Below are 13,092 nucleotides of genomic sequence, written 5' to 3'. Positions count from 1 at the left end.
TATATGACAAGTCTGATTCAGTTTAGAGATTTTTCTTTTCAGTACGACAGCCAGCAGGAGCCAACCCTCCGCGACATCAATTTGACGATTGAGAAGGGGGAAAAAGTATTGCTGGCCGGGCCCTCAGGGTCTGGCAAGTCAACCCTGGGCAAGTGCTTGAATGGATTGATTCCCAACCTGGATAAAGGGACGATCACAGGCCAGTGTTTGATTGATGGCAAGGACATCAGTCAGACTGGCCTGTTTGACTTATCTTTTACCACTTCAACCATTCTCCAGGACACTGACGCCCAGTTTATCGGTTTGACGGTCGGGGAAGACATTGCCTTTTCCCTGGAAAACGACTGCGTGCCCCAGGACAAAATGAAGCAGGTGGTGGACCGCTGGGCCAAAGAGCTGGATCTGGGCGACTTGCTCAAGCAGTCCCCGCAAAGCCTGTCGGGCGGGCAAAAGCAGCGGGTGGCCCTGGCTGGGGTCTTAGTCGACGAGTCCCCGATCCTGCTCTTTGACGAACCCCTGGCCAATTTGGACCCAGCATCGGGTTACAAGACCATGCGCCTTATCGACCAGATGCAGAAGAAGTTCGGGGCCACGGTTATCATTATTGAGCACCGCCTGGAAGAAGTCTTGGCTGAGGAAGTAGACCGGATCGTCCTGGTGGACGAGGGCCGGATTTTAGCTGACCAGAAGCCAGATGACCTGCTCAAGGCTGATCGCCTGGAAGCTGTTGGGGTCAGAAATCCCCTGTACCTGGATGCCATGAAGACGGCCGGAATTGATTTAAATAAATTGGACAAGTTGACTCCGCTGGAAGATCTGCCGGTTGATGGGGATGCCAAAGACAAGCTTTTGGCCTGGCAAAACAGCTACCAGTTGCCGGCAGAAAAAGCAGCTGGCAGAGAGCTCTTGACCTTGAAGAATGTCGGCTTTGCCTACAGCGTCGACCAAAAATACCCATTAAAAGACGTTAATGTCGTCATCAAGGAGGGGGACTTTGTCTCCATCGTTGGAGAAAACGGGGCGGGGAAGACCACCCTTTGCCGCTTAATCTGCGGCTTTTTGCAAAACACGGGCGAGATTGCCTGGAAAGGCGAGGACATGGCCGGCTTGTCAATCAAGGAGCGGGCGGACAAGATTGGCTACGTGATGCAGGATCCCAACCAGATGATCAGCCAGACCATGATCTTTGATGAAGTGGCCCTGGGTCTGCGCTTGCGGAAAGTGCCAGAAGACGAGGTCAAGGAAAGAGTGGCCAAGGTGCTCAAGATTTGCGGCCTGTACCCCTTCAGAAACTGGCCGGTTTCCGCCCTCAGCTTTGGGCAAAAGAAGCGGGTGACGATTGCCGCTATTTTGGTTTTGGAACCGGCCCTCTTGATCTTGGATGAGCCGACGGCTGGCCAGGACTGGAAGACCTACACGGAAATCATGTCCTTCTTGAAGGAATTGAACGAAGCCGGCAAGACGATCATGATCATCACCCACGATATGCACTTGATGATGGAATACACTGACCGGTCACTTGTTTTTGCCAAGGGACGCTTGATTGCCGACACCACGCCGGTTGATCTTCTGACTGATGAAAAGCTGGTCCAAGAGGCCAGCCTCCGCCAGGTCAGCCTCTTTGACCTGGCCCAGCACTACGGCCTGCCGGATCCAGAAGGCTTTGCCCGCAAGTTCGCGGCTTATGAACGGGAAAGATTGGGGGAAGACAGAAATGAATGATGCTGTTTTAGGCTACACGCCAGGGAAGACCTTTGTCCACCGCTTGAGCGCGACCACCAAGCTTTTATTTTTGATTATTACTTCGGTGGCCTGCATGGTGACTTATGACACCCGCTTTTTGCTGATCGTGTGCATCCTGTCTTTGGCCTTGTTCAAAGTTTCCCAGGTCAAGTGGCGTCAGGTGTCTGTCGTGGTCAACTTGATCATGATTTTCGCGGTCTTGAATTTAGTTTTGGTTTACGTCTTCCAGCCCAGCTACGGGGCTGACCTTTACGGCAGCAAGCACGTCTTGCTGGGCAGCGGCTTTTTTGCTTTAACGGCTGAGGAAACTTTTTATCTCTTCAACCTGATGCTCAAGTATATCTGCGCCGTACCGATCGCGATCTTGTTCCTGCTGACGACCAATCCCAGCCAGTTTGCTTCCAGTCTGAACCAGATCGGGATCAGCTACCGTTTCTCTTACGCCTTTTCCCTGGCCCTGCGCTATATTCCAGACATCCAGGAAAGCTACTGGGCGATCTCCCATGCCCAGCAGGCCCGGGGCAATGAGATTTCCAAGAAGGCCAAGCTGGCCGACCGGGCCAAGGGGACGGTCAACATCGTCATGCCTTTGATCCTGTCCAGTTTAGACCGGATCACGGTGATTTCCACGGCCATGGAGCTGCGCCGGTTTGGCTCTAAGAAGAAGCGGACCTGGTATACTTCCCAAAAGCTCAAAGCCAGCGACTGGCTGAGCTTGGGAGTGGCGGTTTTGCTGGTTCTCTTGATGCTTTACTTCTGGCACCTGAACCAGGGCCGTTTTTACAACCCATTTAAGTAGCAGAGAATTTTAGGACTCATTTGAGTCCTTTTTATTTGCAAAAAGCAACTAAATTACAGAGGCCAAGTGAAAAAGTTACTGAACTAAAACCAGGTAAAAAGACTTTTACCTGGTCTTTTTAAGTGAAAAAAGGAGAATGCAGGTATCCAAATCAGAGAATCACTGCTAAAAATGCTGAAAAATCGCCTTTTAACTTTTGTGATAGAAATCGCTATCTTTTGCAAAAGTGGAAAAGGATAGTAAAATAATTTATTCACAAAATCAAAAGACGGGTACCGCTTACATCGTTAATAAGGCAAATTATAAGGGAAAATCAACTTCTTGTGTCATTAAAAAAGAGGGATTTTACCCTCTTTTCTTTTTTCTAAATGCTGTTATAGTAGTAATTGATAAATATATCACAAGAAATAAACGAAAAGCAGGAGACGATATAATGCCTAAGCAAAGCGCTGTTAACGTGGAAAAAGCAGTTGAAACTGAAGATGAAATCTACCACAATGTTGATATTTTGGTTGATAAATCACATGAAGCCTTAGCTCAAATGGACGACTTCAGCCAAGAAGACGTGGACAAGCTTTGCCAAGTCATTGAAAAAGTTGGCGAAGACAATGCCCGCCGCCTGGCCCAAATGGCAGTTGACGAAACTGGCCGGGGCAAGGTTGAAGACAAGGTGACCAAGAACACCTACGCTTCCCAAACCATCTGGGAAAGCATGAAGGACATGAAGACGGTCGGAGTGATCGAAGAAGACAAGGCAGAAGGCTTGATGAAGATCGCTGAACCGATCGGGGTCATCGCCGGGGTGACGCCAGTCACCAACCCGACTTCCACGGTTATCTTCAAGGCCATGATCGCCATGAAGAGCAAGAACACCATCATCTTCGGCTTCCACCCGCAAGCCCAAAAGTGCTGCGTGGAAACGGCCAAGCTGATCAAGGAAGCTACGGTGGCTGCCGGGGCACCGGAAAACTGGATCCAATGGATTGAACACCCAAGCCTCACGGCCACGACTGCCCTCATGAACAACCCAAAGGTGCAGATGGTCCTGGCAACTGGTGGCCCGGGCATGGTCAAGGCAGCCTACTCAACCGGTAAGCCGGCCTTGGGCGTGGGCCCAGGCAATGGCCCGTCCTACATCGAAAAGACGGCCGACATCGAACAGTCAGTAAACGATATCGTCTTGTCCAAGACTTTTGACAACGGGATGATCTGTGCCTCAGAAAACTCCGTCGTTGTTGACAAGGAGATCTATGATCAAGTCAAGGAAGCCTTCTTAAAGCGCCACTGCTACTTCTTAAAGCCTGACGAAATCAAGCTCTTTGAAGAACACTTCATCGACCCGCGCCGGGGGACGGTAGCTGGCCCGATGGCCGGCAAGAGCGCGGTCAAGATCGCTGAAATGTGCGGGGTGACCGTGCCGGCTGACACCCAAGTCATCGTGGCTGAATACAAGGGCGTTGGCCCGAAGTACCCATTGTCAGCTGAAAAGCTGTCCCCGGTCTTCACCCTCTACAAGGCAGAAAACAGTGCCCAAGCCTTCAAGATCTGCACCGACCTCTTGAACTACGGCGGCCGGGGCCACACTGCCGGCATCCACACCCAAAACAGCAAGGTCATCCGCAAGTTTGCCTTTGCCATGTCTGCCTGCCGGATCCTGGTCAACAGCCCGGCTGCTCTCGGCGGGATCGGCGGGGTCTACAACAACATGATGCCATCCTTGACCCTGGGGACCGGTTCATACGGGGCCAACTCAGTTTCCCACAACATCACTGCCAAGGACCTCTTGAACATCAAGACCGTGGCCATGAGAAGAAAGCCAATCCTGTAACATAAGCTATTTCTGCCATTAAAATCAAGAATTATCAGTCATAAATCCGAAAAGGCCAAGCTATCCTCCGCTTGGCCTTTTTCTTTCCCAACATTATTAATTTCTTTTGTTTGCTCATATTTTTTCTTATTTTTTGTAAGGAACAAGCTTAAATAAATCTGAAAAAGTGATAGAATAGTAAACATAGTCACTAAACGAATAAGATGGAGGAAAAAACATGCAAAAATCATGGTCAGTCAAAAGAACCGCCGTCGTCGCCGTTTTGATGGCGATGAACGTTGCTTTGTCTTCATTCAGTATCCCTGTCCCGGGCGGTCACCTTTACTTCAATGACGTGGTCATCGTGGCGGCAGCCCTGCTGCTTTCGCCGTCAGAAGCCTTTGTAGTCGGCGGGGTGGGGGCCTTCTTGGGCGACTTCCTTTTCTACCCGGCGCCCATGTTTGTCAGCCTCTTCTCTCACGGCTTTGAAGCCTTGATCATCTCTTACTTCGCCCATAAGTTTGCCGGCGAGCAAAAGAAAGTCATCTTGGGTGTTCTTTTAGGCGCGGCTGTGATGGTGACTGGCTACACCCTGGGCCGGGCCTTCATCTACGCCACTCCGGCAATTTCTTTGGTCAAGTTTCCCTTTGAATGCCTGCAGGCAGCCGTTGGGGCGACCTTGGGCTACAGCCTGGTCTTTAAGGCCGGCATTGAAAAGCAGTTCCAGCACCGGCTGCGGTAAAAATTGCCAAATATAGAACAGAACGAAAGTAAAAGAAGAAAGAACGAAAAAATTGATGTGACCCCCAAAATTGGGACAATTTAGTATTACGCCGTTAAGGTTGTTAAAACATGATTCCGATATTCAATCGGGGTCATGTTTTTTCGTCCTGTCTTGATTCTTACGTTGTTGTAGTAATCGATGTATTTGTGAATAGCTTGTTCAAGCTCATTTAAGTCCTTGTATTTATGTTCTTGGCCGTAGAACATCTCCCGCTTAAGAATGCCGAAGAAGCCCTCCATTAAGCCGTCATCAAGAGAATTACCCAACCTGGACATGCTCTGATCGATCCCTCTGTTAGCCAGAGCCGCTTGATATGCTTGGTGCTGATATTGCCAGCCACGGTCTGAGTGGAAAATAAGCCCGTTAAGAGCCGGGTGCTTCTCAAATGCGTCATCTAGCATAGTCATCACTTGCTTAAGGTCTGGGTGCCTAGAAATGTTGTAGGAGATGATTTCTTGGGTACAACCATCGATAATTGGAGAAAGGTAGAGCTTTTGATCTTTAAGATGGAATTCAGTCACGTCGGTAAACCAATGTCTGTCCGGAATAATTGCGTAAAAATTGCGCTTGATTAAGTCTGGCTTGATCTTGCCTTGAACGCCGTAATAGCTGCTGTATTTACGTTTCTTGCGGATTGCGATGGCGAATAAGCCCATCTTTTGCATGAGCCTCTGCACCTTCTTATGGTTGATCTCATAGCCTTCCCGGCGAAGCTGTCCGTAAATTCGCCGGTACCCATAGCGTCGGCTGTGTTCAAGAAAGATCTCTTTGATTCTATCCATCAGCTTCTGGTTACCAGAATCCTTATCAGGCTTATGGATTTGGTAGTAGTAGTTACTTCTTGAGATATGAGGCAATCCAGGGTTGGCATTGATAACGTCGATAATGTACTTAACGCTAAGCCGCAATTCTTGCCTTAATTCAGTGATTGCACGAGCTAATTTTTCTTTTCTTGGCTCTTCCGTTCTTGAATTAAGGCCTCCAATTTTTTTATGTATGCAAGCTCGACTGTAAGCCTCTTTACCTGCTCTTCCAGCTCTTTGATCCGTTGTTTGTCCTTGCTTTTGGGCATTCTTGGGTGGTCTACCTTTCTTCTTGGTAATGACAGTATACCCGTTTTCTTTGAAAGAGCGAAGCCAATTTGCAAGAATTCCTGTATTTGTAAGCCCTAAGTCTAAGGAAACCTGCCTAAGAGCTTCACCACCTAGCAGAACTCTATCAATGGCAGCAAGCTTGAAATCAGCAGTATATTTCTGTTGTGGGCGATCCAAAATGTCTTCGCCATGCTTTTGGATCAAGTCTACCAAATATTGGATTCCTCCGCGCTCCATCCCATATTTTCGGCTGAGGTAGGTGCCTCTTCTATGATCGTCTACCCATTCGTGGTAAATAGCGAGTTTGATTTCTTTAGTGTATTTAGTCATGAAAATAACCCCCGAAATTAGTGTCCTAATTTCGGGGGTCATATCAAATCCACCCGCGAGGGTGGATTTTTAATGTTCATTAAGCTAAATAAAAGAACTAAGCACTAATTGTAGATGGACGGTCCGCCATTAATCTGGTTGCGGCCGTTTTCCTTGCTCTTGTAAAGCATTTGATCGGCTTCCTGGATCATCTTGTCTACTTCGTCTGCCGTCTGGGCCTGGCCGTAGACATAGCCGGCGGAAATATGGATGTCGAATTTTAAATCTAAAATTTTGACCTGCTCCAAGAGCTTGCGCACTCTTTGATCATCCTCCCGCAAGAGTTGCTGGGACTCAAAGTCCTCGATGATCAAGAATTCATCGCCCCCATAGCGGTAGCAGTGGCCGATCCCATAGACGTGCAGGAGAGTTTCGGAGATCTTCTGCAAGACGGCGTCCCCGTAAAGGTGGCCGAATTTGTCGTTAAAAGTCTTGAAGTAGTCGATGTCGATCATCATGACCACGATGTCTTTTTGAGTCAAATAGCCGAAGTCCCGGTCAAAGCTGCGCCGGTTCTTCAAAGTGGTCAAAGGATCGCGGGCGGCTTCAATCTGTAAGGCAGCCAGTTCGTCCATTCGGCTGGTAACGTCAACGGTAAAGCCAAGCAGGCCGCTGACCGCGTCTCCTTCGTAGACAGGCGAGAGGTAGTAGTGGAAGGTTCGGCGATTGCCATTGACATTGAGAGTCAAGTAGTCATCCAAGGCCATTCCGTCTTTTAACAGTTGGCTTTCCCGCTTTTGGTAGTCCAGTAGCTCCTTGTTCCATCTTCCGCTGCTCTTTTTGTGGAGGATGTCTTTGAGATTTAAGCCGAGATAGTCCAAAAAACGTTGGTTGGCGCCTAAATATTCCAGCCGCCGGTTTTTCCAGAAAAAGCCAACATTGCTGCTTTCCAGCAGGGCCAGGCGGATCTTTTCAGAATCCAGGTCTCCGTTTTGTCCGATCCAGTTCTGGTAGACTTGCTGCGGAGTCCGGTTCTTGACCTTGTAGCCATCTGTGAGAAAAGCAGCCAGGTTGTCGGTTTTGGAAATCAGCTGCAAGCGGATCTTGAACTGTTCTTGGTCAGTGATCCAGTCAAACTGGGCAATTTCATTGACCTGCCGGCATTGATCAACACCGGTCCAGAAGCGGCTGTAGTTGCCGGTAGCCGCGCTGTTGCAGGTTCTGATGAATGAATCTAAGTTCGCGTAGCCCAAGTGCTCGGTCCAGGAGCGGAAAGCGCTGTTACTGTAGACAAGCTTAGCCTGCTGATTCTGGACGATGAAGATGGAGTTAGGGTGGGGATTTTCAAAATTATTGTCCAGTCTGCTCTTGGTCTCCAGGTAGGGATCAAGGACGTTAATATGGCTTAAGCCGGTAAAGAGGGCCCGTTCTTCGACGTTTTCAAATTCCAGCTTGCTTTTCCCAATCTCTTCTTCTGGCAGTTCTTTAGCTAAGAGCCGGCCTTGCGTCAGCATGACGCCAAAAGAACGGATAAAGTTGAGCATACCCTTGTCTTCAACGCCCTTGACGATGGGGACGATCTTGAGCAAGCGGGACATGTTGATGATCGAAGCCAGGATGATCTTGGCCCTTTGCCGGTTGCTGGTGAAGCTGCGGACGTCGACTTTGAGATAGTCGAAATTATATTCCAGCAGAGTCTCAGTTGACAAGTCGCTGTTTTCGCCGCCATAGCGGTCCAGGCAGATCTTGAAGCCCTTTTTTTGCAAATTAGCCGCGGCCGTTTTTAAGTGTTGGTGGTCAGCTGAAACCGGCTGGGCCATAAGGTCAAACTGGATCATCATATGGGGAATCTGGTATTTCTGGGTGATTTCGACAACCTGGTCGACAAAACTGTCGAGCTTGAAGTCGCTGGGTGACAGGTTGATCGAGATGGGAATGGTAGGCAGATTGTCGGCCCGCCTTTGACTCAGCAGGCGGCAGGCCTTATCCAGGACATGAAGATCAAGCTGGTAGACCAAGCCGCTTCTTTCCAAAACTGAGATAAAGCGGCTGGCTTTCAAAGTTGCTTTGCCTGGCTCCTGCCAGCGGGAGACGGCTTCCAAGCTGCAAACCTTTTGGGAATAGAGGTTGAAGATCGGCTGGTAGTAGACTTTCAGCCAATTCTGGCTGAGGGCTTCTTCAAAATGACCGATCAAATAGTCCTGCAGCTCAAAGTGCTTCTTGACTGAATTATTGTAGATCTGGTAAGCCTTCTGTCGGTCGTCGCCCATGTGGCGCAAGGCCAGGTAGGCCTTGTCGACCGCGCTGGTGGCTGATTCAGGCTCTTTAACCTGGTAAACGCCCGCTCTGAGCGTCGTGATTTTGTCAGCGGAAAAAGTGGCTGTCTTCTTTTGAATCTCCGGCAGTACCCGCTTGAGCTGGACCGGGGCCGTAATGGTCAAGAAAGAGTCATCAACATAGCGGAGGGTAAGTCCCTCAGGGAAGCAAGCTCGGATTATTTCCCCGCATTTCTTGACAAACTGGTTGCCCTGCAGAAAGCCGAAATGGTCATTGTATGAACGCAGGGAGATAATGTCGAAGTAGATTACGTCAACTTGGCCGGATCGGGCCAGGAGCTTACTTAAAAAGTCATCTCCAAACTTGCCAAAATAGCTGGTGTTGGGCAGGCCGGTCAGGAGGTCGATGTCGGGAGACTCAAGCTGCTGGCGGGTTTGTTGGCTTTGGTCGTTGCCCAGGTCAAAGTAGGTGACCAGCAAAAGAGTAGTTCCATCGCTAGTCTTGATCCGCTTGGAGTGGGCAAAAAGGGTATGGTACTCGCCCTTGATCGACAAGCGGTAGGTCAAGTGGCATTCCGGGTACTTGACGGCTGCAGCAGAAAAAGTCGCCAGGTGAGCAACGTCAGCCGGGTGAACCCGGCCAAAGCTGTGGTGGTTGAGGTATTCCAGCATGGACTGCCGGTCAGAACCCACCATCTTGCAATAGTCATCGGAAACCAGCAAAACGTGATATTCACCATCGATGACCTGGAGGACGATAAGCGGCAGAGGCGTTTTCTCGTATCTTACTCGTTCTTGATCACTGAACTGATAAAGCTTGTCTGCCATTGTGCCTTCCTCATGTCATGAAAAAATTAACGTGTCTTTTATAAAAATTATAGCACTGATTGAATTTTGCAAGAGCTGATGAAAGAACTTTCAAGCAAGAGAACTACTTAAAAAAATATATCAACTTGCTTACTATTGTTTAGCTTCAGTCGCGCTTCTTTTACCGTGGCTGACAGAGATGACGGTAACCAAAAGGCAGGCTAAGATGCCGACAGCCAGGTCCCCGCCAAAGGCCAGGCGGATGTCGATGTCTGATAAGACGCCGGTGATGATCGGGACTGTAAAGGAAGCAGCTGCCCCAAAGAAGTAGAAGATCCCGGTAGCCAGGCCCTTTTTATCAGGGAAAAATTCCATGAAGGCGTTAAGGCCCGTCTGCATGATCCCGCTGGCGGCCGTCAGGCCAAATATGAAGGAGGCAAATTCAGACAAGAGGGCGGAGTGGCTGAATAAAAGCAAAAGGACCATCAAAGTGGCTAAGACGTTCATGATCAAGAGGATGGCGTAAGGGGAGACTTCCCGGCTGAGCAGGCCGAAGAGGATGAAGACCCCAATGATGGAACCGACGCTATATAAGGAAAGAAAGAGGTGGCTGGTGGAAGTGGAGAAGCCTTGTTTTTGCCCAAAAAGGGTAATCCACTGGGTGAACCAGATCATGAGGGCCATGGAGGCATAGCCGTAGAGGGCAAAGCAGGTCGTGGTCAGCCAGCTCTTCTGGCTCTTGGCGGAATTTTGCCCGCTTTCAGCCTCCTTTTGGCCAGGCTGCGGGAACTTCAGGGGAGCCAGGAGAATAGCGTTGACGATTAAGATTCCGGCCATGACCATAAAGCTGTAGCCGTACCAGAGCTGGTGGCGGTGGAGGCTGGACACCAAAAGAGGCAGGATGAATTCGCCCAAGGAGGCGGCGGCCTTGATCAAGATGTTGCCCCGGCTGCCCTTTTGTCCCATTTCGGCAAAAGTCGTGTAGGTCCCGGCGTCCAAGGCGGAGTTGGCGATCCCGGCTAAGATGGCCAGGCCGTAAGCCAGGTAGACGTTTTTGGAGAAGGGGATGCCCAAGGCAAAAACAAGATAGCAGGTCATGCCTAGGTAGACGAAGAACTTCCGGCTGATCTTGTCGGCCAGGTAGCCGGTGATCAGGTAGGCCAAGAGGCGGCCGATCCCCACGCCTGAGATGACGAAGGAAACCAGCTTCAAGGGGACCGACCAGCTTTTACCCAGGGCGGTCATGTTCTGGGAGAGGATCAAGAGGCCGAAGCCGTGGGCCACGTAGTTGAGGTAGAGGCTGATGGACAGCCGCAATTTCTGCTTGTTCATAGGCGTTTCCTTTCTTGTAAAAGCGCTTTCTTTGCTATATGAATTATTATATCATTTTAATTGATCTGTTTCTTAGAACAATTGATAGAAAAAGTTGTCAGAAAAAAAGAAAAATTGCAGCAAAAAAACCGCGGAAAAGATTTCCGCGGCAATATTTTCTGAAAATCAAGCTTTAACTTCTGCGGGCTGGTCAGCCGTTTTTGACAAAGCTTATTGCTCATTTGTGTTATCCTTTCTAATAAGCCAGTGCTTATGATGCAAAATTTTTGTTTCCCCAAATCCAAAAATGGATCAATAGAATGACTTTTGGATTTGATAGAAATTATATAATGGTCAAATGGCTTTGCCTAGGAGATTGATTAAAAAAACACTAGAAAAAGAAAGAAATATGAAAGCAAAGCAAAAACAGTTTTTTAGGAGTGAAAAAGCATGAAAGAAGAAAGAAAATTAACCTGGAAAGAGCATCTGAGCAGCTTAAGTTCCTACTTGGATGAAAAAGGCATTGACCTGGCCTATGTGGCAGATCCAGTGGACATTGTCTACCTTACTGGCTACAGCAGCTGGACAGAGGAGCGGGTCTTTGCCCTGCTGGTATCCAGAACGGGCCAGGCCCTTTTGCTGGCTCCAGCCATCAATGAAGGAGAAGTCAAGCAGACTTCTTGGGCGGACTGGGCCTGCTTTTACCAAGACGGGGAGAATCCTTGGGAGAAGGCCAAAGAAAAAATGGCCGCCTGGCCAAAAGAAGTTTGGGCATTAGAAGCGCTGGCGGTGACCCTCAGTCACTACCGGGCGATTAAGGAAGTTTTCCCGGAAGCGAATTTGGAAGCAGACATCTCTTCCTGGCTGGCCAGCCAGCGGATGATCAAGTCGCCGGCGGAAATTGAAAAGCTGCAGGCAGCTGGCAGACAGGCCGACCAGGCACTGGAATTGGCTTTTGCCCTGTTAAAAGAGGGGCAGGGGATGAGTGAAAGCGAGCTGGCCCTTGAACTGGACTACCAGCTGAAGAAAAAGGGGATGGGGAACTTAAGCTTCCCATTGATCGTCCAGGCAGGGGAAAACGCGGCCAGCGTCAGCGGTCTGCCCAGCCAAAAGGGGGTTCAGGCCGGGGATATGGTAATTTTTGACTTGGGAATCATGAAAGGCGGCTATGCTTCAGATGTCAGCCGGACGGTGGCCCTGGGCGAAATCAGCCCGGCAAAGCGGGAAATCTATGAGACGGTCCGGTTAGCCCAGGAGGAAGCGGCTAGGGCGGCCAGACCAGGGATGACGGCAGGTGAGCTGGACCAGGTGGCCCGCGGGGTTATCGAAGAAGCGGGCTACGGGCAGTACTTTACCCACCGCTTAGGTCACGGGATCGGGATGCAGGTTCATGAGCCGGTGAATCTGGAACCGGGAAGCAAGCAGAAGCTGGAAGCAGGGATGTGCTTTTCCATTGAGCCGGGGATCTATTTGCCGGGCGTCGGGGGCGTCAGAATCGAGGACTGCGGCTGGCTTGATGAAGACGGCTTCCACCCTTTTACCAAGACCAGTAAAGATTTGTTGCTTTTGTGAGGAAAAAAGGCCAAGCGATTTCTCGCTTGACCTTTTTGCTGCTCTTGCTTACTAGTCTTATCTTTTCTCATTAAGCAGCCGCCACTTGAGCCAGGCTGCCTGGCCAGCCCCATGGGCAAATTCACCTTTGACGATCAAATCTTCCAGCTGGTCGACGGAGACGATCTCCATCTTGATTTCTTCCAGAATCTCTCTTTTTGGCTGGGTGACTTTTTTAGCCCGGCAGGCAAAAAGGGTGATCTTCTCATTGGTTGAGCCAAAAGAAGGATAGGTGAAGCCGAGCTCTGTCAACTGGCTGGCCTCATAGCCGGTTTCTTCCAGCAGCTCTCTTCTAGCTGCCTGGCTGGCGTCTTCTCCCTCATCAATGCCGCCGCTTGGGAATTCATATTGCCAGCTGCCAACGGGATGCCGGTATTCCTTTAAGAGCAAGACGTGGTCATCATCAACGAAAGGGATGATGGAAATCCCGAAGCCGATCGTAACGTAGGAAAATGGAGCTATTTGCCCATCCTTGGCCACCTTCTCTTGAATGACCGTGAAGCGGTCAGCCTTGATAGTTTCTTTCTTGACTACTTTGTACATATTTTGCC

The 13,092-nt window shown here is 49.7% G+C and carries 8 protein-coding genes and 1 pseudogene; 5 read left to right on the top strand and 4 right to left on the bottom strand.

All coding sequences use genetic code 11. The features are described from left to right. Positions 1-3 precede the first annotated feature (3 nt). The 4 genes and pseudogenes from ACYVUU_RS08330 (at position 4) to ACYVUU_RS08315 (ending at position 5,091) form a co-directional block, all read left to right on the top strand. Positions 4-1,722, top strand: a complete 1,719-nt coding sequence (locus ACYVUU_RS08330) for an ABC transporter ATP-binding protein (protein ID WP_484500630.1) — start codon at positions 4-6, stop codon at positions 1,720-1,722. Beyond that, complete coding sequence (locus ACYVUU_RS08325; protein WP_439775450.1) at positions 1,715-2,542, top strand: energy-coupling factor transporter transmembrane component T family protein; 828 nt, start codon at positions 1,715-1,717, stop codon at positions 2,540-2,542. The genes ACYVUU_RS08330 and ACYVUU_RS08325 overlap by 8 nt, the downstream gene beginning before the upstream one ends. Positions 2,543-2,975: 433 nt before the next feature. Further along, positions 2,976-4,355, top strand: a pseudogene (locus ACYVUU_RS08320) (aldehyde dehydrogenase family protein); the annotation flags it as partial. A gap of 232 nt (positions 4,356-4,587) precedes the next feature. After that, the gene (locus ACYVUU_RS08315; protein WP_484500629.1) at positions 4,588-5,091 is read left to right on the top strand and encodes an ECF transporter S component; all 504 of its coding nucleotides are present in this window, start codon (positions 4,588-4,590) and stop codon (positions 5,089-5,091) included. An 86-nt stretch (positions 5,092-5,177) separates the two neighbouring features. On the opposite strand, the gene ACYVUU_RS08310 is transcribed toward ACYVUU_RS08315, so the two are convergent. The 3 genes from ACYVUU_RS08310 to ACYVUU_RS08300 form a co-directional block, all read right to left on the bottom strand. Then, positions 5,178-6,557, bottom strand: a complete 1,380-nt coding sequence (locus ACYVUU_RS08310; protein WP_484499678.1) for an IS3 family transposase — start codon at positions 6,555-6,557, stop codon at positions 5,178-5,180. A gap of 104 nt (positions 6,558-6,661) precedes the next feature. Then, positions 6,662-9,640, bottom strand: coding sequence for an EAL domain-containing protein (locus ACYVUU_RS08305; protein WP_484500628.1), 2,979 nt, complete (start codon positions 9,638-9,640; stop codon positions 6,662-6,664). Between the two features lie 132 nt (positions 9,641-9,772). Beyond that, positions 9,773-10,951, bottom strand: a complete 1,179-nt coding sequence (locus ACYVUU_RS08300) for an MFS transporter (RefSeq protein WP_484500627.1) — start codon at positions 10,949-10,951, stop codon at positions 9,773-9,775. A gap of 429 nt (positions 10,952-11,380) precedes the next feature. On the opposite strand from ACYVUU_RS08300, the gene ACYVUU_RS08295 reads away from it, so the two are divergent. Then, a complete protein-coding gene (locus ACYVUU_RS08295; RefSeq protein WP_484500626.1) occupies positions 11,381-12,502 on the top strand; it encodes an aminopeptidase P family protein in 1,122 nt (373 codons plus the stop codon). A 57-nt stretch (positions 12,503-12,559) separates the two neighbouring features. Here the strand turns inward: ACYVUU_RS08295 and ACYVUU_RS08290 are convergent, their stop codons facing one another. Beyond that, positions 12,560-13,084, bottom strand: coding sequence for an NUDIX domain-containing protein (locus ACYVUU_RS08290; protein ID WP_484500625.1), 525 nt, complete (start codon positions 13,082-13,084; stop codon positions 12,560-12,562). Positions 13,085-13,092 lie beyond the last annotated feature (8 nt).

This window comes from Lactobacillus sp. WILCCON 0058, from assembly GCF_057198005.1.
This window is presented reverse-complemented; position numbering and strand designations above follow the sequence as displayed.

What these genes read in the sequence shown, in the direction of transcription:
- ACYVUU_RS08295 (WP_484500626.1), top strand. Translation starts at nt 11,381, where the DNA reads ATGAAAGAAGAAAGAAAATTAACCTGGAAAGAGCATCTGAGCAGCTTA.
- ACYVUU_RS08315 (WP_484500629.1), top strand. Translation starts at nt 4,588, where the DNA reads ATGCAAAAATCATGGTCAGTCAAAAGAACCGCCGTCGTCGCCGTTTTG.
- ACYVUU_RS08290 (WP_484500625.1), bottom strand. Translation starts at nt 13,084, where the DNA reads ATGTACAAAGTAGTCAAGAAAGAAACTATCAAGGCTGACCGCTTCACG.
- ACYVUU_RS08305 (WP_484500628.1), bottom strand. Translation starts at nt 9,640, where the DNA reads ATGGCAGACAAGCTTTATCAGTTCAGTGATCAAGAACGAGTAAGATAC.
- ACYVUU_RS08300 (WP_484500627.1), bottom strand. Translation starts at nt 10,951, where the DNA reads ATGAACAAGCAGAAATTGCGGCTGTCCATCAGCCTCTACCTCAACTAC.
- ACYVUU_RS08330 (WP_484500630.1), top strand. Translation starts at nt 4, where the DNA reads ATGACAAGTCTGATTCAGTTTAGAGATTTTTCTTTTCAGTACGACAGC.
- ACYVUU_RS08325 (WP_439775450.1), top strand. Translation starts at nt 1,715, where the DNA reads ATGAATGATGCTGTTTTAGGCTACACGCCAGGGAAGACCTTTGTCCAC.
- ACYVUU_RS08310 (WP_484499678.1), bottom strand. Translation starts at nt 6,557, where the DNA reads ATGACTAAATACACTAAAGAAATCAAACTCGCTATTTACCACGAATGG.